The sequence below is a fragment of the Edaphobacter acidisoli genome (assembly GCF_014642855.1).
GTDB lineage: Bacteria > Acidobacteriota > Terriglobia > Terriglobales > Acidobacteriaceae > Edaphobacter > Edaphobacter acidisoli.
The window spans coordinates 2,796,255-2,816,342 of record NZ_BMJB01000001.1 but is presented as its reverse complement, the minus strand read 5'-3'; the positions used below and the strand labels follow the sequence as shown (position 1 = coordinate 2,816,342).

Genomic DNA, 20,088 nt, shown 5'->3' with positions numbered 1-20,088 from the left:
TATGCAAGTGAACAAGACAGTCCGGTCACTCGCGCTTGCCACGGCGACGCTTGCCACGCTCGTCGCTGCCGGCTGCCGCCAGGATATGCACGACGAACCAAAGTTCTTCCCGCAACGGGGTACGACCTTCTACGCTGACGGTCGCTCGGTGCGCCCTCAGGTGGCGAGCACCGTGGCGCGCAATCAGCTTCATGAGGACACCTACTTCTACACGGGCCTGATTGATGGCAAGGAAGGCAACGTGATGCCCTTCCCCGTGACGATGAAGGTGCTTGAGCGTGGTCAGGAGCGTTACAACGTATATTGCACGCCTTGCCACTCGCGTGTGGGCAATGGTGAAGGCATGATCGTGCAGCGCGGCTATGCTCACGCCGGCGACTTCCACACGGCGCGACTTGAAGCTGCCCCGCTCGGCCACTTCTTCTATGTCATTTCGAACGGCTACGGTGCGATGCCTGACTACTCCGCGCAGGTCGCTCCGGTAGATCGCTGGGCTATTGTCGCTTACATCAAGGCGCTCCAGTTGAGCCAGCATGCGACCGAAGCTGATATCCCGACCAACGAGCATACAGCTCCACTGGCGAGCATTGCAGAGAAGGAAGGCCTGCCCGCATCGTTTGCCAAGCCTTGGACGCTACCCGCGACAGCGACTTACGGCACGCCGAACGATCAAAGCTTTGTGCTTCCCGATCCCGGCAGTTCGGCTTCCGGCGCAGCAGCACCGGCAAAGACGCATTCTCCGGCAGCAGCCGGCACAACCGCACCGAAGCAGTAACCTCGGAAGCTTCCGAACGAAGGCTTGAAACGCATGTCTGGACACGAACATAACGGAGCAAACGGCCATCACGGGCCGCGGCCGCTCCCTGCCACGCTGACCGCGCCGGAGAACGTCGTCTCCCGCTGGCGGACGCGCATGTTGATCGTCGCCGCGTTGGGCGTTCTGCTGACGATCCCCTTCGGCTTTTCGCATGAGGGCAAGAACCACATCATCCGCGCTTACCTGATGGGCTGGATGACCTGCTTCGGCTTTGCCGGCGGTGGTCTCTGCATGTTGATGCTTCAGCATGTAACGGGTGGCAAGTGGGGCCTGTTGCTGCGCCGTCCGCTCGAGGCTATGAGCCGAACGCTGTGGGGACTTGTGCTGCTGTTCATCCCGATCGCTATTTGGATGAAGCACCTCTACCAGTGGGCCGCGTATCCGACCGCCGCGACGACCGCTGAGGCGCTGTCGAAGCATTGGATCACGCTCGAACAGGCGCTGACCGCAAATGACAAGCGTCCGATGCTCAGCCCGGTGAGCGCTCTGGTACAGTTCGCGATCGCCTTCGCCATCCTGCTGACCTTCACCTACTTCCTGAACAAGTGGTCGTTGCAGCGCGACGCCGACCCGCTGCGCGGAACGCAGGGCAGCTTCGACCGCTGGCGCATCAAGTTTGAAAATCTCAGCGGCATCGGCATCCTTATCTACGTCATTCTGCTGACCGATCTCTCGATCGTCTGGATCAAGTCGCTCGACGTGACCTGGTACTCGTCAATCTATGGCCTCCAGTTCCTTGTCGGCCAAGGTTATGCGGTGCTGGCGCTTGGCATTCTGATCGTCATTATGCTCTCGCGCTACGAGCCGATGAAGACGCTGTTGCGCGTGACTGAGCAGCATGACTTGGGCAAGCTTGCTCTTGCCTTCGTGATGCTTAATATTTATCTCTGCTTCGCCGAGTTCCTCATCATCTGGTCAGGCAATATTCCGGACGAGATTCCTTGGTATTTGAACCGCATTCACGGCGGCTGGTGGTATATCTGCTCACTGGACTTCATTGCCCACTGGCTGATTCCCTTCTGCTTGCTACTCTCGCGCGATCTCAAGCGCAACAAGAAGAAAATGATTTGGCTGGCAAGCTGGATGATCTTCGCGCGCTTTGTCGACATGTTCTGGCTGATCGAGCCGAACTTCCGGGACGCCGCTGGCAACCTGCACATTCACAACAACGCTGGCATTCTGGCCTACATTACAGTCCCGGTGGCAGTGGTTGGAATCTGGGCTGCCTACTTCCTTACTGAGTTGAAGGCGCGGCCGCTTGTCAACGTCAACGACCCGCACCTTGAAGAGATGCTGGAGCCCGAACATGTCCACTGAGCACAACAAGATCAACCAACCGCTGAACCCCGAGCATGGTGTGCGCGATGCTGATCATCCGGGGTATGAGACGACCGACGTCAACGTCAACGGCATTGCTGTATTTCTGGCCGGACTGTTTGGCTCTGTGTTGATCTTCTTTGTCTTCTGCTTCGTGTTGGGCAAGGTTATCAATGGCGCCATCAAGAAAGAAGACGGGCCGGTCAATAAATGGAGCCAGAACGTCGACTACTCTGGTGCCGCAGAAAATGCTCCGCGCCAAGACATGGCCAGTGCCGCTGAGATGGAGCAAAAGCAGCTCCAGCAGATTACTCAGACCTTTCCTGCGCCTCGTCTCGACATCGATGATGGCGAACAGTCTACGGCCGATCTGCACGCCCGGGAAGATCTGCTCTTGAACTACTACAGCGTTGACAACGGCACCATTCGGATTCCGATCACACATGCCATGGCGCTGATTGCTCAGCAGGGACTGCCCGTTGAGCAGGCGGGCCAGAAGACTGAAACGGCAATGTTTGGCGATGATAACCCAGTAATTCTGGCACCACTGACTACAGGTTTTGCGCGAACCGGATATGAGCTTGACGTCATCGCCGCTCGTGAGCAGAAGCTCGCCTATAACAGGGCAGAGAGTGCTGAAAACACAGATCCTGGCGCGGCAAAATAGCAGCCGCCAAAGCGTTGACTTACGATAGGAAGTAAGGGAAAGCATGACAGGCAGGTGGACAACTCGGGGGATCTGGAGGACCGCGGCAATCGGCTGTGCTCTTCTTGGCAGCTTGCTACCCGTATGTGCCTCGGCTCAGGTTTCCGGTTATGGCGACAAGCAGATGGGCGAGAACCACGGTGACCAGCTGCCCCAGATGCTCCAGAAGGTCACAGTAGAGCAGCATCTCAACCAAAAGTTGCCGCTAGACGCCACTTTTGAGGATGAAACGGGCAAGACGGTTAAGCTCGGGGATTATTTCGGAAAAACGCCCGTAATTCTTTCCCTGGTCTATTACGACTGCCCGATGCTTTGCTCGGAAGAGCTCGATGGCCTTACCAGTGCCCTGATGATGGTTCATCTCACGCCGGGCAAGGACTTCAATGTCGTCGTCATTAGCATTGATCCCAGTGAGACGTCCGAGCTAGCGGCAAAGAAGAAGGCCTTCTACCTCAAGCGTTATGGGCACCCTGAAACAGCCGCAGGTTGGCATTTTCTTACAGGCCAGCGCCCTGCAATTGATGCGGTTACGAACACCGTCGGCTTTGATTATGTGCGTGTTCCTGGGCCTGACGGCCGCATGACGCAGTTTGCACATGCAAGCTCCATTGAGATTGCAACGACTGACGGCAGGCTGGCGCAGTACTACCTTGGGGTTGAATACTCTCCCAAGGACATGTTGCTCGGCCTCGTTGAGGCTTCAGGGAACAAAATAGGATCACCGGTGGCAAATATCCTCACCTACTGTTACGAGTACGACCCAGAGAAGAACACTCATTCCTTGAGAGTGGTCAGGGTCGTCCAGTTGGGGGGAGTCATTACTGTCGCCGGACTGGCAGGCTTCATCTTCTTCAGCTTTGGGCAAGAGTTCAAGCTCGCGCGCGAGAACGACCTGACCAAGAAAGAAACGGATAAAGGGTAACGATGCATATTAGTCAAGTCCTGTGGCAATTTCTCATTAAGTGGCTGACCAATTCAGCGCTGTTCCCGCGCGAAGCGTCCACTATCGCGCCCTATGCAGACGCGCTCTACTTCTTCCTGCTCACGATTACGGTGATCGGACTTGTCCTGGTGGGCACGCTCATTTTCGGCTTCTCGATCCGTTACCGCAAGGAGAAGCACCCGGTTGCCGAGCAGATTGAAGGCTCTACGCTGCTTGAGGCTACCTGGACCATCATTCCGTTGTGTCTGTTTCTGATCACCTTCGTTTGGGGCGCCATTCTCTACTTCCGCATCTATACCCCTCCTGCCAACGCGATGAACATCTACGTCGTTGGCAAGCAGTGGATGTGGAAAGCCGAGCATCCAGGTGGTCAGCACGAGATCAACGCTCTCCACGTTCCCACGGGGCGTCCTATCCAGCTGACGATGATCTCACAGGACGTCTTCCACAGCTTTTCGATTCCGGATTTCCGTGTCAAACGCGAAGTGATTCCCGGTCGCTACTCAACGGTGTGGTTTCAGGCAACAACCCCAGGTACCTACCACATTTTCTGCACCCAATATTGCGGCACCAACCATTCGGCCATGATCGGTGAAGTCACGGTGATGAACCCGGAGGACTACCAGAAGTGGACGCAGGAGTCCACGAGTGGCATGTCACTGGCCCAGAACGGAGAACGTCTCTTCGCAAGCATGGGGTGTAATGCTTGTCATAATGGCAGCGCCACTGCCCGGGGTCCGAACCTTGCAGGCGTTTATGGCTCTAAGCTGACGCTCACCAATGGTTCGCAGGCTTTGGTCGATGACGCTTACCTGCGCGATGCCATTCTTAATCCATCCGAGCACATCACATCGGGCTATGCACCAATCATGCCCACTTATCAGGGACAGATCAGCGAGGACGGTCTGATTGATCTAGTTGAATTCATCAAAACCCTTCAAAGCAATTACCGTGTTCAGGAGACCCTGACTACGGCGGACTCGAACCAACAGGCGCCAACAACGCCAGGGGCGGTAAAGCCATGAGCGCAACCAGTAGTACCATCCTCAATCTTCCAGACCAACGGACGGCAACCCTGCCGAAGCGGCACTACCTCAATAACGAGGATGGTCTGCTCAGCTGGTTGTTCACTGGCGACCATAAGCGTATCGCGATCCTCTACTTGATCTCGATTACGATTTTCTTCTTTATTGGAGGAGCGTTTGCTGGCCTGATCCGCCTGGAGTTGCTGACTCCTCAGCCCGATCTGGTGGCTTCGGATACCTACAACAAGCTGTTTTCAATGCACGGCATTATCATGGTCTTTCTCTTCCTGGTGCCATCGGTACCAGCAACGCTGGGAAATTTCCTGATGCCCATCATGCTGGGAACCAAAGACCTGGCATTCCCAAAGATCAACCTACTGAGCTGGTATCTCTACTGGGTCGGTGGCCTTTTTATCATGGCAGCATTGGTACTTGGTGGCGTTGACACGGGTTGGACCTTCACCACGCCGCTCTCGACGCACTACCTGAACACGCACGTCGTTACGGCGGCGCTGGGTATCTTCATTGCGGGCTTCTCATCGATCTTCACAGGCTTGAACTTCATCGTTACGATCCACCGGATGCGTGCGCCCGGTATGACCTGGTTCCGGATGCCACTCTTTGTCTGGTCGCACTACGCCGCATCCATTTTGATGGTGCTCGGTACGCCTGTGCTGGCGATCACGCTCGTTCTAGTCGCACTCGAGCGCACGATCGGAATCGGAGTCTTTGACCCGACGAAGGGCGGAGACCCGCTCTTGTTCCAACATCTTTTCTGGTTCTACTCACATCCGGCCGTATATATCATGATCTTGCCAGGCATGGGTGTGATCTCCGAGGTAGTCAGCACCTTTGCTCGTAAGCGCGTCTTCGGCTACACGGCCGTAGCGTTCTCCTCGGTGGCCATTGCGCTATTTGGCTTCTTCGTCTGGGCGCACCATATGTTCATCATGGGGGTGTCGAATTATTCGGCGCTGGTCTTCTCGCTGCTGACGATGCTTGTCGCGGTTCCCTCGGCTATTAAGATTTTCAACTGGGCATTTACGCTTCAGAAGGGTTCTATCACTTTCGAGACTCCGATGCTCTATGCATTCGGATTCATGGGGCTGTTCACTATTGGTGGTATGACGGGCGTCTTCCTGGGCGCGCTTGGTATGGACATCCACCTGACCGAGACGTACTTCATCGTGGCTCACTTCCACTTCGTGATGGTGGGCGGTATGCTGATGGCGTTCCTCTCGGGGGTTCACTTCTGGTGGCCGAAGATGACGGGTCGTATGTATCCAGAGTCCCTCTCAAAGCTGGCTGCGGTTACTACATTCATCGGCTTCAACCTGACCTTCTTGCCTCAGTTTGTGCTCGGTTATCTTGGAATGCCGCGCCGCTATCATGCGTATCCGCCAGAGTTCCAGGTGCTCAACGTTCTCTCGACTGCAGGCGCAACCGTACTCGGCGTGGGATATGTGCTGCCTCTCCTCTATCTGGCGTGGTCGTTGAAGTACGGCCCGATCGCCGGTAACAATCCGTGGCAGGCTACCGGACTTGAGTGGCAGATTCAGTCACCACCCCTGACCGAAAACTTTATCGAAATTCCTGTCATGGATCATGAAGCCTATGACTATGAGTGGTTAGCTAAGAAGATGGAACAAGAGGTGACGACCGTTGGATAACACGATCGTAGCGACAAATACGAACACGTCCGAGGTGGCTCACGTGGAAGAGCACGTCCACGAGTATCTGCCGCAGCACCGTCACCATTTTGAGACGGAGGAGCAGCAGCGAGAGGCAGGCACCTTCGGGATGTGGCTATTCCTGCTGACCGAAATCATGTTCTTCGGTGGCATGTTCTTTGCCTATCTGCTCTATCGCAACTGGTACTATGACGCCTTTGTGGTTGGCTCTAACCAATTGAGCATTCCACTTGGAGGCACGAATACAGCAATCTTGATTACCTCAGGATTCTTCATGGCACTGGCTGTGTGGGCGGCTGAGGTGCGCAAAAAAGGCCTACTCCTACTCTTCCTTGTGCTGACGACCGTCTTTGGATTCGTCTTCCTCGGGATTAAGTATGACGAATATCACGAGAAGTGGGAACTTCACCACATTCCGGGCGCACACTTTGACGTTTCGCAATTTGTGAATCCTGAGGCCTATGGTCTCAAGGAAAAGCCTCTAGCGCCTGATATGGCGCAGAAGGTGCAGATCTATTTTTCGCTCTACTTCGCCATGACCGGCATGCACGCGCTGCATATGATTATCGGCGTAGGTATTCTGTTCTGGTTGATGTGGAGGGCCCAAAGGGGTGATTTTACCTCGGGGTATGTAGCCCCTATAGAAAACTTTGCCTTATATTGGCATTTCGTCGATATTGTGTGGCTATTTCTATACCCGCTGCTCTACCTCATTGATCGACATCCTCTCTAACGTGCGGCAACGCAACCCCTTTTACTGGCCTGAAGGAGAAGGCGCATGAGCCAATACCACGATCCGTCCAATGTGACTAACCCTGAACACGGTCAGCACCACATCGTCACACCCAAGATTTATGGAATCGTCTTCGTCACGCTACTGATCTTGACGTGGCTTACGACGAAGGCGGCCTTCGTCGATCTTGGAATCCTCAACCCTGTCGTCGCGCTCGCTATCGCCTGCACCAAGGCTGTGATTGTCATCCTCTTCTTTATGCACGTGAAGTATCAATCCAAGCTCATCAAGATGACGGTTGCTGCGGGTTTCTTCACCTTCCTTGTCCTCATCACGATGACTCTCAGTGATTACATGAGCCGCGCCTGGGGACGCTGGTAGTCCTTTGCGCTAGTCAATATTTATAGAAATGCGGCCTATGCGGTCGCATTTTCTATGTCATAAAGAATCCAACTGACACGAAGCAATCTCTAGGAGTTATTCGCGTGCGCCGCCTGGAATTCGAGGTTTGGCGTGGCTCGTGCTGCTATGCGAGACTGGAGAGGCAACAGCCTTTTTCTGAACCAATCGCAAAGTGCGATTGGTTCAATGGCTGAGATATTTGTGCCAACATGCGGGCCTGTAGCTCAACGGTTAGAGCAGGGGACTCATAATCCCTTGGTTGGGGGTTCAAATCCCTCCGGGCCCACCACCCCTAAACTGTGCATAAACACTGCCGATTCACCCTCGACCGGAGGAGTCCCATTAGTGTCCTGCACCGGGGTCAAGGTGTTCTGGTGGTCGAGGAATCAGGAAGAGCAGCGGCAACATGCAGGCACAGAAGACGGCCAGGTACTGGATAATGTCCAGGTAGGCGAGCATCGCGGCCTGACGGTGAAGCTGATTATAGATAAAGGCTTCCGCAGAATGGGTGGCCTGAAAGCCTTGGCCGAACATATGCTTCAATGCGTTCACTTGGTTTACGAACGCCGGATTTCCCGTACTCAGATTGCGCACCATATTGGTCTCGTGCGCGGCGGTGCGGCGTGTGAGCATGGTGGCCATGAAGGCCGTGCCAGCTGAGCCTCCGATGTTGCGAGCAAGGTTGGTCAGGCCGGAGACGTCGTTGTTCTCCGACTGCTTCACACCGATGTAGGCAATCGTGTTGATGGGGATAAACAGGAAGGCTAGTCCTGAGGCCTGGAAACAGCGCAGGAAGACCAGGTAGTTGTAACTCACGCCAAGATTCATCGTGTGCATGACAACTAGTGCTGAAGTCAGCATGATGAAACCGTAGGCTATGAGTTTACGCGGGTCTACTTTGCTTGAAAGAAAACCGACGACGGGCATCATGGCCATCATCATGAAGCCTGCGGGCGACAACACTAATCCCGCGAGTTCAGCTGTATAGCCCAGTAGTGTTTGGACAAGCTGTGGGATCAGAACCGTTGTTCCGTAGAGCGCGAAGCCAAGCACGAACATCAGAGTGAAGCTGATGGCAAAGTTGCGCTTGTAGAAGAGCGTGAGGTTCAGGATGGGCCGGTGCCCGGTGCGGAGTTGGCGCAGCTCCCACCAGATCATCAGCACAAACGCCGCCACGCATGCGATGGCGAAGAAGACGATAAGGTGCGAGGAGAACCAGTCGTCTTCCTGGCCTTTATCCATGAGGAACTCAAGCGAACCGAAGGTGGTGGCTAACAGGCCGAAGCCGAGGAAGTCGAGCTTGATACCGTGCTTCTGGGTTTCCTTTACCTGCTGGTGGACGTAGGGCGGGTCTTCGACGATGCGCGAGGTGAGGAACAGCGAGAGCAGGCAGATGGGGACGTTGAGGAAGAAGATCCAGCGCCAGTCAAAGTGGTCGGTGATATAGCCGCCCAGCGTTGGGCCGATGGCTGGCGCGACGACAACGGCGAGACCGTACATGGCGAATGCTTGGCCACGTTTCGCGGGCGGGAATGTGTCTGCCAGGATGGCTTGTTCTGAGGGTGCAAGGCCACCGCCGCCGATGCCCTGCAGTACGCGGAAGAAGACAAGCATGGGTAACGTTGGCGCCAGACCGCAGAGCGCGGAACTGACGCCGAACAGTGCAACACAGATCATGTAGAACTTCTTGCGCCCGATGAAGGTGGTCATGTACGCGCCAGCGGGCAGAATGATGGCGTTGGCTACGAGGTACGCGGTCAGGACCCAGGTGGCTTCGTCCTGTGTTGCGCCCAGCCCTCCTGCGATGTGCGGCAGGCTAACGTTGGCGATTGAGGAGTCGAGTACCTCCATGAAGGTGGCCAACGTAACCGTCATGGCGACAATCCATGGATTTACGCGAGGCCGCCACGGGCGCTCGGCGTGTGAGGTCGCGGACGGTCGTTGCGCCTCGGGGAGGTCTAGTACAGTAGTCGCCATTTTTAACTGGATAGTTAGATTGTAGCCAGTTGAAGCTGGATTCAGGATTTTCCCTTGATAAGAGAATTTCTTAATTTAACCGCTCGGTTAACTATTTATCTTTTATTTTGAATAATTTACAAGGGTGAAGGCAATTGGCAACTAGGCGGGATGAGACTTTTGTGTGATTCGCGGTAGGCTTGTTAGCGATGTTTCGAGACGTTCTTCGTAGCTATGTAGTCGTAGCCTTTCTATTGGGCGTTCTCCATGCACCAGTCTTTGGGCAAACCACTCCTTTTACCCCAAAGCATGCCGATATCCTGCGCGGTGGTTACGGCCCATATCGCGAGAACAATGACCTTCTCTACTACCACCTCGACATTCGCGTGGATCCGGAGCGGAAGTTCGTCACCGGAAAGAACACCATTCAGTTTCGGATGCTTGCTGAGGGTCAGCGCATCCAGCTCGAACTGTATCCAACGATGCACATCGACAGAATCGTCAAGGGGCACACGGCGCTCAAGTATACGCGTGACGGCGGCACCGTCTTTGTCGATTTCCCGACGATGCTGCGCAAGGGACGCAAGTACTCAATTGATTTTTATTATTCGGGTGAACCGAAGGAACAGGGGCGGTTTGGGTGCTTCACTTTCAAGAAGGACAAAGAAGGTAAGCCGTGGATTACGACTGCGTGCGAGAGCAATGGCGCGAGCGTCTGGTGGCCGAATAAGGACCAATGGCGCGATGAGGTCAAGAGCATGATGATCAGCGTTGCCGTGCCGAACGGGCTGATCGATGTTTCTAACGGACGCTTCGCCGGGAAGCGCGATCTGGGTGACGGCTACACGCAGTGGAACTGGCACGTGCACTATCCGATCAATAACTACGATGTTGCGCTGAATATAGGGAATTATCAGCACTTTTCCGACAAGTACAAGAAGCTCACGCTTGATTACTATGCGCTGCCCGAAGACCTCGCCAAAGCGAAGAAGCAGTTCACGCAAGTGAAGGGGATGCTGGAGGCCTTCGAGCACTACTTCGGGCAGTATCCGTTTGAGAAAGATGGTTACAAGTTGATTGAAGTTCCCTATGCCGGCATGGAGCACCAGAGTGCTGTGGCTTATGGAAACGGCTTCGAGAATGGTTATCTTGGACGCGACTGGACGGGCGTTGGTGTCAGTCCGCGGTTTGACTTCATCATCATTCACGAGAGCGGGCACGAGTGGTTCGGCAACAGCATCACGGCGGCGGATCGTTCGGACATGTGGATACATGAAGGCTGGACAACATATATGGAAGGCCTCTATGTCGAGTACTGGTGGGGCGAGGCCGATGCTATCAAGTATCTGAATGGGCTGAAGCCGAAGGTGAAAGGCAAACAGCCGATTGTCATGCCACGCGGCGTGAATGCGGAGCCGGATGAGGACCAGTACTTCAAAGGCGCGCTGTTCATCAATACTCTGCGTAGCATCGTGGATGACGACCAGAAGTGGTTCACGCTGATTCATGACTTCTATCAGCACTTTAAGTATCAAAACATCATGACGGAAGATGTGATTGCGTACTTCAATCAGCAGACGGGCATGGACCTGACACCGATCTTCAACCAATACTTGCGCCATACTGCGATACCTACACTCGAGCTCAAGTTCGACGAAAGCGCTGGAACGGTGGCGTATCGCTGGAAAGCGGATGAGACGAACTTCGCCATGCCGGTCCGGGTCGGTGATCTGAACCACTGGCAGGTGATTCGTGCGACTACCGACTGGCAGACAATGAAGACGCCACTCTCGAAGAAGAACTTCGGTGTGGCTACAGACTTGTATTACGTGAATGTGAGCAAGTCGTAGGAGTTTGGCGTAACAATAGTAAGAAGGCTTGTGAGGTTTCCCAGATGCATCCTGATCTTGAAAAGTTGATGGTGCTGCAGCGCCATGATGTTGAGTTGAAGCGGCTAAGCGACGAGATGGCTGCTCTGCCGAAGATGATTGCAGAGTATGAAGCGAAGGCCAAGGCCGCGGAGGCGCAGAAGGCTGGCGTGGTTGAGGCAATCGCAAAAGAAGAGATGGTGCGGCGGCGACAGGAGTCCGACATCAAGGACCAGCAGTCGAAGATTGCGAAGGTGAGGAAGCAGCTCGATATGGCCACGACCACTGCACAGGTAGCAGCGTTCGAGCATGAGATTGCCTTTGCGCAGGCTGAGATCGGAAAGCTGGAAGACGCTGAGCTGGAGAGCATGGAGCGGAGTGAGATGCTTGCGGCCAAAAATATGGCAGCAGATGAGGCCGCGGTCTTGGCTGAGAAGGTGCTGGAGCGTGAGCGTGCTCAGGCAGCGGAGATGATTGCCCGGGCTAAGTCTACGCTCGAACTCGTCCAGCATGAGCGCACCATTGTGCGGGCGGAGATTGGTGAAGATGCGCTCACGCTCTACGACCGGATCGCGAAAGCGAAGGGTACTGCCGTCTCGGAGGGTGTAGACCAAAAGTGCTCGGCCTGTCAGATGCTGCTGCGGCCGCAGCGTTGGAACGATCTTCGCGACCGCGACAATCATGAGACGATGATGACGTGCGAGAGCTGCGGAAGGTTGCTCTACTATGACCCGGCGCGCGATGCTCCGCAGAAGAAGGCGGTGCGTTCGGAGAGCATTGCAGCGTCGATTGTGCGGTCGTTATAAAGGCTAACCCCTGGAACCCAGGAGCATGTACGGCAGTGAAAAGGATCTGTGTAGACATGGATGAGGTGATGGCAGATGCTCTCAGCGAGCATCTGCGACGCTATAACACCCACTATGGCGAGCGCGTTACCCGTGACGATCTTGAGGGAAAGCTGCTATGGGACGTGGTCTCAAGCGATCGTCATCATGTGATCGAAAGCCAGATGCGCTCAGAAGACTTCTTCGAGGTGCTTGAGGTCATGCCGGAATCGCAGCGGGTTATGCAGCGGCTCCAGATGAATTACGAAGTGTACATTGCAACCGCGGCAATGGAGGTGCCAACTTCGTTCGAGCAGAAGTTTCGTTGGCTGGGGAAGTACTTTCCGTTCATTCCGCCTTCACACATCGTCTACTGCGGTGACAAGGGAATACTACGGGCGGACTACCTAATTGACGACAATCCACGCCAGTTACGGCGGTTTCACGGCGAAGGCATCCTCTTCAGCTCACCACATAACCTGCGGATGAAAGGCTTTCGCCGCGTGAAGGACTGGCTTGAGGTAGAAAAGCTCTTTCTCGGTTAGACGTAGAGCGCAGCCTCGAAGCGTTGCATCATTTCCTCGGACCATGTGTGAGTCGATTTCCGCCAGGTGTCGCCTTTTTCTTCTAGGAAGTTGGGGAAGTTCATGCGGCAATAACCAGCGCGGGCCTCGAAGTCGTAGAGGGCCTGCGGGGTGCCATCGAGATAGAGTACGGCTTTCAAGCCGTCGCGCGACCACTCAACGCTCGCGATGCGCTCCGATGTTGGCCTCTTGAGTTCAGCGTCGCTTTTGGCCAGTGCACCGACGTTGTAGATAAGCATCGCGTCCAGAATGGCGTGATCGTGTTTTTCCTGTGAACGATCGCAGGCGTAGAAGTAGCCAGCGACGCCTTCATCTTCGAAGACGACCGTCCACGGAACAGTGGTCGAATCGACCGAAAGAAAGGCGCGACCTGGCGTGAAGGAGAGCGACTGCATATCTCTCACGATACGATAAATAAAGAGAAGAAGCGACGACAACGATGCATGGTATTCAAATCGACGTAGACAGCGCGGGCAGCAGCACGGGTGCGCACCAGAAGAGCCTCTGGAAGATTCAGATTGGCCGTCCGCAGCAGGTGGCGCTGTTGTTGCTGCTGCTGTTTCTGGCCCAATGTATCTGGGTAGTCCATCGGCAGGAGCTTTCACCTGCCGATTATCGGTTCGCTATGTGCGGTCGGCAGATGTGGGAGCGACCCTCCCCGCTGGCTGGATACTTCACCACCTGCGGAAACATGGATGGTGATGGCACATTTGCATATCGTGTTGCGGGGCTCCCGCTTACCACTGAGCGGTTGGTGTTACTGGGTATCGACCAGTTCCGCAGCCCACAGAATAGGCTCTACGCGCATGGCACGCTGAACGGCACAACGTGGGAAGCGCGGCACGAGCTGATCAGCGTGAAGTATCTGCTGCACCTGCCATTTGTGTTTTTTGCCATATGGTTGGGAGCAGGATTGTGGTGGGTGGCTCGGCGACTATTTGGCAACGAGGGCGGAGCATTTGCCCTGGGGCTCTACTGTTTCTGTCCGGCGGTAGTGCGCTTTGCTGTCACGCCTAACAACGATGTGCTGGCGATGTGGGGACTGTATGGGCTTGTTTACACGGCCATCGGCGTGGCCCACGCAATGCAGGGACCTCGTAGGAAGTGGCGGCCGCGGATTGTGCTGCTCACGGTAGCAATGGGCCTGACGGCGACAGCTCATTTGCTCGCGGCGATGATCGGATGGCTGCTGGCGCTGGTGTTCATGCTGTATCTGGCCGAGCGACGACGCAGCTACGTAATGGAGGTGCTGATCTATTCGGGGGTTGGCTCGCTGGTGATTGTCTTTGCCTCATATGCCTTCCGACTTGCTCCGTTTAGCTACGTGTTTACAGGAGGTTCAGCGCGGTTTTTGCTTTCGCTGGATGGAGCGCGGCGTTTTTTTATAGACGCGGCGAATGGCCCAATCACCGTGGCTGCGCTAGTTGCTCTGGTGCTCTTCCTTACGGTGAAGCGCTGCCGCTACTTCGGCAATCTTGCTCCGTTGTTTGCTGTTGCACTCCTTTTTCCAGTAATGACGACCCAGACGGTTGCTCGGCCGTGGCTATGGGCGCTGCCGTTTCTGCTGACGTTTATTGGAGGAGTCTTTGCAGATGTATTGGAAACTCGACAGCGAAGATTGTTTCTCGGCTTGGCAGGAGCCGTGATGGTAACGCAAGTGCTAGTATGCGTGGCAATGTTGCCATCCATTGCACTGTAACTGGCAGAACGCCTAAGTTTGCCCGCAAATACTGACGAATCTCCTGCATAATAAAGCGGCGTGTACGTCGAACTACTGGAGATGGCGTACGTGCCTCAGAGGATCGGTAATCCGTGACGATGAAACCTTCGCTTTGTTCTGCCAGCGCTGTATGCATCCTCGCTGCTTTGTTGTCAGTTGTCGGATGCCGAAACCATCGTGAGACGCAGTACGCCAAGAACCTCCAACAATTGGTAGCGAAGAAGACACTGGCGCCGGAGAAGGTAAATACCAGCCAGGTGCCGAATCTCCGCTGGCCGAACTTCTCTGACTATGCTCCGGCGGTCCAGGCATTCTATGAGAACCGCGGCTACGCTGTGGCATGGACTCAGGATGGTGTACCAACTGCGGCAGCGAAGGGTTTTATCGACGCATTCCAACATGCCGATGCGAAGGGCCTGATTTCTGGGGACTATGATGCTTCGCGCTGGGTGTTACGTGAGAAGCAGCTTACGGGAAAGCCTGCCGATGCAATTTCGCTGTTCGATGTGGCGATGACAGTGAACGTGATGCGCTTCGTCTCGGATCTCCACATCGGCCGGGTGAATCCTTCGCACTTCAGCTTCGCTATTCCGGTCGAGGAGAAAAAATACAACCTGGCGAAGTGGGTCGAGGATAAAGCTGTGAACGCGACCGATGTGCCAGAGCTGATCGCATCGGTCGAGCCGGACTCGGACGAGTACCGCCAGACCGAGGCCGCACTGGTGCGCTACCAGGCGCTTGCAAAGCAGCAGGAGACCGATGACGCGAAGCCGCTGCCGATGGTGAAGGCCGGCGTCTCGAAAGGCGATCCGTATCCTGCGGCTAAGGAGCTGCTGGCGCGCCTGCAGCTTGAGGGTGACGTTGCTGCTGACTCGGATGATCAGCCCAGGCACTTCGACGCGACGCTCTCGGCTGGGGTGAAGCATTACCAGGAGCGGCATGGGATGGTTGCCGATGGGGAGCTTGGCCCGGCGACGATCCGGAGTCTGAATGTTCCGATATCGCGGCGAGTGGCGCAGCTTGAGGATTCGCTGGAGCGCTGGCGGTGGTTGCCGGAACCGTACCTGCATCCGCGCCTGATGGTGAACCTGCCGGAGTTCATGCTGCGCGGGTACGCGGCGGACGGGAAGCTGGACTTCACGATGCGGGTGGTTGATGGGCACGCGAAGACGAAGGACGACGATCACAGCACGCCGGTCTTCGTGCGGATGATGCGGTACCTGATCTTCCGGCCTTACTGGAATGTGCCGGTGGACATCGCCAAGAAGGAGCTGGTGCCGCACATCGAGCAGAACCCTGAGTACCTGGGGACGAAGGACTTCGAGGCGACCAACCACAAGGGGGTGGTGCAGACGGCGTACACGGCAAAGGATGTGGCGCAGGGGCGGGTGTACGTACGGCAGAGGCCGGGGCCGAAGAACTCGCTGGGGCTGGTGAAGTTCATGTTTCCGAACCAGTACGACGTGTACATGCACTCGACTCCGGAGACGTACCTGTTTCAGAGGATGAGGCGGGATTACAGCCACGGGTGCGTCCGGGTGCAGAAGGCGGATGACCTGGCGGCGTGGGTGTTGAATGGGCAGGGCGACTGGGACCTGGACAAGGTGCAGGACGCGATGAACGAGGGGCCGGACAACCACACGGTGGTGCTGAAGACTCCGCTGCCGGTGGTGATCTTCTACCTGACGGCGCGGGTGGATGAGAGTGGGGAGGTGGACTTCTTCGACGATGTCTACAAGTACGACGCGGACCTGGAGGGGGTGTTGGCGAAGGGACCGCCGTACCCGGTGAAGCCGGAGCCGATTGTTTCGAAGACCAAGGAGGGGGATACGTTGTAGGGGTACCCCCTCCCCTGTGTTTTTTGCGCAAAGTCTTCATTTGTTTTGGGTTAGGGGTGGACCTGGCGTGAGGCGAATTTGTAAGTTTTTGATTTGACATGGTTTGTTCGCCTTGGTTTGTGCAAAGTCTTCTTTCTTATGGGTTTAAACTGAAAAGCCCTCGGGTTGGCCGAGGGCTTTTTTGAGCTATTTCCAGTGTAGCTGGTTGGGTAAAACTAAACCGCCAAGTTGTCTTGGAAAATAAATCTTTTGGATGGTTGGGGTTGCGTGGTTTTTGGGTGTTTGTGGGGCTTGACATGAATTTGCGGCGCGGAGATTCTGGGTCGTTTCGCCCTGCGGGGCTTCACTCCGGCCCTTCGACTTTGCTCAGGGCAGAGCGGTGACGCCTTCGGCGTGGCGTTTGATTGGCACGCGTGAACGCGTGCCCTTAAGCAAAGCGGTTCGCGCGGAGTGCGAATGAACCCAGGTCTCAAAGGCGAGACCTGGGGCACCCGGCGATGAGGCGTTTTGAACCCGCGGCTTTTTCGAAAGCTATGAATCGGGCTTTCAGCCCTCCGTGGTTCTGTTTGTTCGCCAACCTGGGGTTTCACCCCAGGCTGGTATGAGTCGGGCCTTTGGCCCTCTCTGTGGCTGCGGCCTTGAAATCGGTTCGCGCGGAGCGCGATGAACCCAGGTTTCAAAAGCGAGACCCTTCGACAGGCTCAGGGCAGGCTCTGGGGCACCCGGCACCCTGCCTCCGCGGCGTGGGTTTGTGGGGGTAAGGCTTTTGGATTTTCGCTGGCGCGAAAATGGACCCACCTTAGGCGCTTCGCGCCGAAGATGGGGCCCCCGGCCTCGATTAGCCTCAATTCGATTGAAGTGAGAGTCCGCGAGCTTTGGCATGGTTCAGGCTAGACTGTTTGGCATGAGTGAGAGCGGGTTTGATCGTCGGGTGGATGACTACATTAAGAAGGCGGCGCCGTTTGCGCAGCCGGTGATGGAGCATCTGCGTGCGCTGGTGCACAAGGCTTGCCCTGAGGTTGAGGAGACGATGAAGTGGAGCATGCCGTTCTTCATCTATCACGGGCAGATTCTGGCGAACGTGGCGGCGTTTAAACAGCATTGCAGCTTTGGCATCTGGGGCAAGGACATTGCTGCCGCGATGCGCAAGGATGGCTTTGATGTGAAGGGCGGGATGGGAGTGCTGGGGAAGGTGGCCAGCGTGAAGGAGCTGCCGAAGGACAGTGCGATGCTGGGGTATCTGCGGCAATCGATGATGCTGGTGGATGGCGGGGGCAAGACGTTTCCGAAGCGCGGCGCGAAGAAGGAGAAGCCCGAGGCGGAGGTTCCGGCGGAGCTGGGTGCGGCTTTGAAGAAGAACAAGGAGGCGGCGAAGGTGTTTCGCGAAGCCAGCCCGGGTTTCAGGCGGGAGTATGCTGCGTGGATTGACGATGCGAAGCGCGAGGAGACGAAGGCCAAGCGGGTGGCGCAGGCGGTGGAGTGGATTGCCGAGGGTAAGGCGCGGAACTGGAAGTATGAGAAGAGTTGATGGTGTTTGTGGCGGTCATGCGGCATGGTGGGCTGGTGCCACGCGGCTCCACGCTTATAAACCAGGAAGGGCGCTCCGGCGTCCGTATCGAAATCATCGCTCTACAGCAAGCGACGTTGCATCGACGGCACGATTCACGAAGCGCCCCTGTGATTTACACGAGTGTTGCGTCGAGCGTGATCGTGGCAGCCTTCAGCACGCGCGAGACCGGGCAGCCGACTTCGGCATTGTGCGCCAGCTCATCAAACTTCGCCTTGTCGATGCCTGGCACCTTTGCCGTGGTGGTCAGATGAATCTTCGTGATGGTGGGCGTGCCGGTCTGATCGAGCGTCAGCACAGCCGTCGTCTCGATGGAGTCCGCTGTGAAGCCTGCCTGGGTGAACTGTGCGCTCAGCGCCATGGTGAAGCAGCCGGCGTGTGCGGCGGCAATCAGTTCCTCGGGGTTTGTGCCGACGCCATCGGCAAACCGCGCCTTGAAGCTGTACTGCGTATCCTTCAGCGTGCCGCTCTGGGTTGAGATCGTTCCATTGCCTTCTTTCAGGCTGCCCTTCCAAACTGCGCTGGCGCTACGGTCCATAGTGATTCTCCTTCTGGATTTCTGTTGCTTAATAACGGTATCTCGTTCGATGCGCCCACGCCACCTTGGGTAGTTGAAATTTCATCCACATGCGCTAATCTCGTTCCATGCAGCCAACACTCGCAGGAGAGAACATAGCCGAGCCCGAAACCCTGGCGTGCCCGCTCGAAGCCGAGCACCACTCGCGCTTCTGTCCCACGTGCTCTTCGCGGCTGGAAGACCATCGCTGCAAGCTGGTCTGTCGCACTTGCGGATACTTCCTGAGTTGCGCGGACTTCTACTAGCGCACTTGAATTCAAACGCTCTCAAGCCCGTTCCACTAAAATATCTGCATGGCGGTTAACCGCTCCGACGGCCCCGAGACTCCGCGTTCACTGCAACAGCACTGGGAAGATGTTTACGCCGCGAGAGACCCTGGCGAAGCGAGTTGGTATCAGACCACGCCGACTGCGTCGCTCTCGCTGATTCGCGCTTCCTCGGTATCTCCTTCAACAAAGATCATCGACATTGGCGGAGGAGCATCCACGCTCGCCGACCATCTGCTCGGCGAAGGCTTCAGCGACATCACCGTCCTCGATATCTCGGCCAACGCCATCGCAGGTGCGCAGCAACGGCTGGGACCTGCGGCCAGTCGTGTGCAATGGATCACCGCCGACATCACCACGTGGCAACCTGAGACACAGTACGGCATCTGGCACGACCGCGCTGTCTTTCACTTTCTTACCAATGCTGGCGATCGCGACGCCTATCGTGCTGCGCTGACACGCGCGCTGCTGCCTGGAGGCTCTGCCATCTTCAGCACCTTTTCGCTCGACGGTCCGGAGCGATGCAGCGGTCTGCCTGTCCAGCGTTACAGTCCGGAATCGTTGGCGGCTGAGCTTGGTTGCGGACTCACGCTGGTTGAGAGTGTCACCGAAGACCACCACACGCCGGCGGGCGCCATCCAGCGCTTTGTGTACTGCCGATTTACGCGCTGAATCCGGCACAATCAACTCACGTGTACACCTCACTTAACTACTGTGCTGTGCGAAGTTATTACGCAATCGAGAGCGCAAAAATTACGCGAATCTGCAGGCTCAACACAGTTGTTGCAGCCATCAAAACATAGCGCGTGGAAAGCTCTTTTGTGCGCCTTTTTGAGGCAATCTCATGGGTGCGAAGGCCATCCTAAAAGTAAATCCGGCAAGGAGGAAACACGATATGAACCGTACACAAAGCAGCGTAGCCAAGTTCACGATTCTGGCTCTTCTCTCTACCGGGGGAGCGATGTTCGCTCAGCAAACAACTACTCCTCCCCAGAACCCCTCGAACCCGTCCAGCGAAGCGCCTTCGCCAAAGCAGGTGCCACCCGCTGACTCAACCCCGCCCACTACGCCGACGACGCCTCCGGGAACAGACCAGTCCAGTCCCAGCGCAACGTCTCCATCCACTTCACCAGACAGCAGCGCGACTTCGCCGAATGACACCAGCAGCACGCATTCGAAGAAGCACCAAAAAGATTCAAACGGCAGCACTCCGGACGCGAGCGGAACATCCGCGCCTCCGATCCTGTAACTCCT

19 protein-coding genes and 1 tRNA gene are annotated in these 20,088 nt (G+C 56.2%); 17 read left to right on the top strand and 3 right to left on the bottom strand.

Annotated elements, in window-relative coordinates; translation table 11 throughout:
- The first annotated feature begins 1 nt into the window (after position 1).
- The 9 genes from IEX36_RS11425 (at position 2) to IEX36_RS11385 (ending at position 7,923) form a co-directional block, all read left to right on the top strand.
- A complete protein-coding gene (locus IEX36_RS11425; protein ID WP_188759415.1) occupies positions 2-775 on the top strand; it encodes a c-type cytochrome in 774 nt (257 codons plus the stop codon).
- 33 nt (positions 776-808) lie between these two features.
- A complete protein-coding gene (locus tag IEX36_RS11420; RefSeq protein ID WP_188759414.1) occupies positions 809-2,134 on the top strand; it encodes a hypothetical protein in 1,326 nt (441 codons plus the stop codon).
- Complete coding sequence (locus tag IEX36_RS11415) at positions 2,124-2,801, top strand: hypothetical protein (RefSeq protein ID WP_188759413.1); 678 nt, start codon at positions 2,124-2,126, stop codon at positions 2,799-2,801. Before IEX36_RS11420 ends, IEX36_RS11415 begins: the two co-directional genes overlap by 11 nt.
- Positions 2,802-2,964: 163 nt before the next feature.
- Entirely contained in the window at positions 2,965-3,762 is a 798-nt protein-coding gene (locus IEX36_RS11410) for an SCO family protein (RefSeq protein ID WP_229668905.1), read from the top strand.
- Between the two features lie 2 nt (positions 3,763-3,764).
- Positions 3,765-4,808, top strand: coding sequence for a cytochrome c oxidase subunit II (gene coxB, locus IEX36_RS11405; RefSeq protein WP_188759411.1), 1,044 nt, complete (start codon positions 3,765-3,767; stop codon positions 4,806-4,808).
- Complete coding sequence (locus IEX36_RS11400) at positions 4,805-6,478, top strand: cytochrome c oxidase subunit I (protein ID WP_188759410.1); 1,674 nt, start codon at positions 4,805-4,807, stop codon at positions 6,476-6,478. Before coxB ends, IEX36_RS11400 begins: the two co-directional genes overlap by 4 nt.
- A 43-nt stretch (positions 6,479-6,521) precedes the next feature.
- Complete coding sequence (locus tag IEX36_RS11395; protein WP_229668904.1) at positions 6,522-7,232, top strand: cytochrome c oxidase subunit 3 family protein; 711 nt, start codon at positions 6,522-6,524, stop codon at positions 7,230-7,232.
- A 45-nt stretch (positions 7,233-7,277) separates the two neighbouring features.
- Positions 7,278-7,613 carry a cytochrome C oxidase subunit IV family protein gene (locus tag IEX36_RS11390; RefSeq protein WP_188759408.1) on the top strand — a complete coding sequence of 112 codons (336 nt, stop codon included), beginning with the start codon at positions 7,278-7,280 and terminating at the stop codon, positions 7,611-7,613.
- A 234-nt stretch (positions 7,614-7,847) separates the two neighbouring features.
- A tRNA-Ile gene (locus tag IEX36_RS11385) sits at positions 7,848-7,923 on the top strand.
- Positions 7,924-7,976: 53 nt separating this feature from the next.
- Here the strand turns inward: IEX36_RS11385 and IEX36_RS11380 are convergent.
- On the bottom strand, positions 7,977-9,509 hold the full coding sequence (locus tag IEX36_RS11380; protein WP_229668903.1) for a DHA2 family efflux MFS transporter permease subunit: 1,533 nt from the start codon (positions 9,507-9,509) through the stop codon (positions 7,977-7,979).
- A 290-nt stretch (positions 9,510-9,799) separates the two neighbouring features.
- Here IEX36_RS11380 and IEX36_RS11375 point away from each other — a divergent pair, with 290 nt between their 5' ends.
- Genes IEX36_RS11375 through IEX36_RS11365 form a run of 3 tightly spaced genes read left to right on the top strand, consistent with a single transcriptional unit; the run spans position 9,800 to position 12,827 of the window.
- Entirely contained in the window at positions 9,800-11,440 is a 1,641-nt protein-coding gene (locus tag IEX36_RS11375) for a M1 family metallopeptidase (RefSeq protein ID WP_188759406.1), read from the top strand.
- Positions 11,441-11,484: 44 nt separating this feature from the next.
- Positions 11,485-12,264, top strand: coding sequence for a zinc ribbon domain-containing protein (locus IEX36_RS11370; RefSeq protein WP_188759405.1), 780 nt, complete (start codon positions 11,485-11,487; stop codon positions 12,262-12,264).
- A 35-nt stretch (positions 12,265-12,299) separates the two neighbouring features.
- Positions 12,300-12,827 carry a 5' nucleotidase, NT5C type gene (locus IEX36_RS11365; RefSeq protein ID WP_229668902.1) on the top strand — a complete coding sequence of 176 codons (528 nt, stop codon included), beginning with the start codon at positions 12,300-12,302 and terminating at the stop codon, positions 12,825-12,827.
- Here IEX36_RS11365 and IEX36_RS11360 read toward each other — a convergent pair.
- On the bottom strand, positions 12,824-13,261 hold the full coding sequence (locus IEX36_RS11360) for a DUF2251 domain-containing protein (protein ID WP_188759404.1): 438 nt from the start codon (positions 13,259-13,261) through the stop codon (positions 12,824-12,826). The genes IEX36_RS11365 and IEX36_RS11360 overlap by 4 nt on opposite strands.
- A 44-nt stretch (positions 13,262-13,305) precedes the next feature.
- On the opposite strand from IEX36_RS11360, the gene IEX36_RS11355 reads away from it, so the two are divergent.
- The 3 genes from IEX36_RS11355 to IEX36_RS11345 all read left to right on the top strand — a co-directional run bounded on the left by IEX36_RS11355 (position 13,306) and on the right by IEX36_RS11345 (position 17,952).
- Positions 13,306-14,565: a glycosyltransferase family protein gene (locus IEX36_RS11355; RefSeq protein WP_229668901.1), complete on the top strand. Its 1,260-nt coding sequence runs from the start codon at positions 13,306-13,308 to the stop codon at positions 14,563-14,565.
- Between the two features lie 119 nt (positions 14,566-14,684).
- Positions 14,685-16,424: a L,D-transpeptidase family protein gene (locus IEX36_RS11350; RefSeq protein WP_229668985.1), complete on the top strand. Its 1,740-nt coding sequence runs from the start codon at positions 14,685-14,687 to the stop codon at positions 16,422-16,424.
- An 880-nt stretch (positions 16,425-17,304) separates the two neighbouring features.
- Positions 17,305-17,952 (top strand): YdeI/OmpD-associated family protein, encoded by a 648-nt coding sequence (locus IEX36_RS11345; protein ID WP_229668900.1) that lies wholly within the window; start codon positions 17,305-17,307, stop codon positions 17,950-17,952.
- A 154-nt stretch (positions 17,953-18,106) separates the two neighbouring features.
- Here the strand turns inward: IEX36_RS11345 and IEX36_RS11340 are convergent, their stop codons facing one another.
- The gene (locus IEX36_RS11340) at positions 18,107-18,529 is read right to left on the bottom strand and encodes an OsmC family protein (RefSeq protein WP_308422299.1); all 423 of its coding nucleotides are present in this window, start codon (positions 18,527-18,529) and stop codon (positions 18,107-18,109) included.
- 332 nt (positions 18,530-18,861) lie between these two features.
- Between IEX36_RS11340 and IEX36_RS11335 the strand changes: the two genes are divergently transcribed.
- On the top strand, positions 18,862-19,506 hold the full coding sequence (locus tag IEX36_RS11335) for a class I SAM-dependent methyltransferase (protein ID WP_188759402.1): 645 nt from the start codon (positions 18,862-18,864) through the stop codon (positions 19,504-19,506).
- A gap of 223 nt (positions 19,507-19,729) precedes the next feature.
- Entirely contained in the window at positions 19,730-20,083 is a 354-nt protein-coding gene (locus IEX36_RS11330) for a hypothetical protein (RefSeq protein ID WP_188759401.1), read from the top strand.
- The last annotated feature ends 5 nt before the right edge of the window (positions 20,084-20,088 follow it).

Excerpts from the sequence above, each read along its gene's own strand:
- IEX36_RS11415 (WP_188759413.1), top strand. The coding sequence starts at position 2,124 with ATGTCCACTGAGCACAACAAGATCAACCAACCGCTGAACCCCGAGCAT.
- IEX36_RS11420 (WP_188759414.1), top strand. The coding sequence starts at position 809 with ATGTCTGGACACGAACATAACGGAGCAAACGGCCATCACGGGCCGCGG.
- IEX36_RS11345 (WP_229668900.1), top strand. The coding sequence starts at position 17,305 with ATGGTTCAGGCTAGACTGTTTGGCATGAGTGAGAGCGGGTTTGATCGT.
- IEX36_RS11360 (WP_188759404.1), bottom strand. The coding sequence starts at position 13,261 with ATGCAGTCGCTCTCCTTCACGCCAGGTCGCGCCTTTCTTTCGGTCGAT.
- IEX36_RS11390 (WP_188759408.1), top strand. The coding sequence starts at position 7,278 with ATGAGCCAATACCACGATCCGTCCAATGTGACTAACCCTGAACACGGT.
- IEX36_RS11370 (WP_188759405.1), top strand. The coding sequence starts at position 11,485 with ATGCATCCTGATCTTGAAAAGTTGATGGTGCTGCAGCGCCATGATGTT.
- IEX36_RS11340 (WP_308422299.1), bottom strand. The coding sequence starts at position 18,529 with ATGGACCGTAGCGCCAGCGCAGTTTGGAAGGGCAGCCTGAAAGAAGGC.
- IEX36_RS11355 (WP_229668901.1), top strand. The coding sequence starts at position 13,306 with ATGCATGGTATTCAAATCGACGTAGACAGCGCGGGCAGCAGCACGGGT.
- IEX36_RS11375 (WP_188759406.1), top strand. The coding sequence starts at position 9,800 with ATGTTTCGAGACGTTCTTCGTAGCTATGTAGTCGTAGCCTTTCTATTG.
- IEX36_RS11380 (WP_229668903.1), bottom strand. The coding sequence starts at position 9,509 with ATGACGGTTACGTTGGCCACCTTCATGGAGGTACTCGACTCCTCAATC.
- coxB (WP_188759411.1), top strand. The coding sequence starts at position 3,765 with ATGCATATTAGTCAAGTCCTGTGGCAATTTCTCATTAAGTGGCTGACC.
- IEX36_RS11330 (WP_188759401.1), top strand. The coding sequence starts at position 19,730 with ATGAACCGTACACAAAGCAGCGTAGCCAAGTTCACGATTCTGGCTCTT.
- IEX36_RS11410 (WP_229668905.1), top strand. The coding sequence starts at position 2,965 with ATGGGCGAGAACCACGGTGACCAGCTGCCCCAGATGCTCCAGAAGGTC.
- IEX36_RS11335 (WP_188759402.1), top strand. The coding sequence starts at position 18,862 with ATGGCGGTTAACCGCTCCGACGGCCCCGAGACTCCGCGTTCACTGCAA.
- IEX36_RS11350 (WP_229668985.1), top strand. The coding sequence starts at position 14,685 with ATGAAACCTTCGCTTTGTTCTGCCAGCGCTGTATGCATCCTCGCTGCT.
- IEX36_RS11425 (WP_188759415.1), top strand. The coding sequence starts at position 2 with ATGCAAGTGAACAAGACAGTCCGGTCACTCGCGCTTGCCACGGCGACG.
- IEX36_RS11400 (WP_188759410.1), top strand. The coding sequence starts at position 4,805 with ATGAGCGCAACCAGTAGTACCATCCTCAATCTTCCAGACCAACGGACG.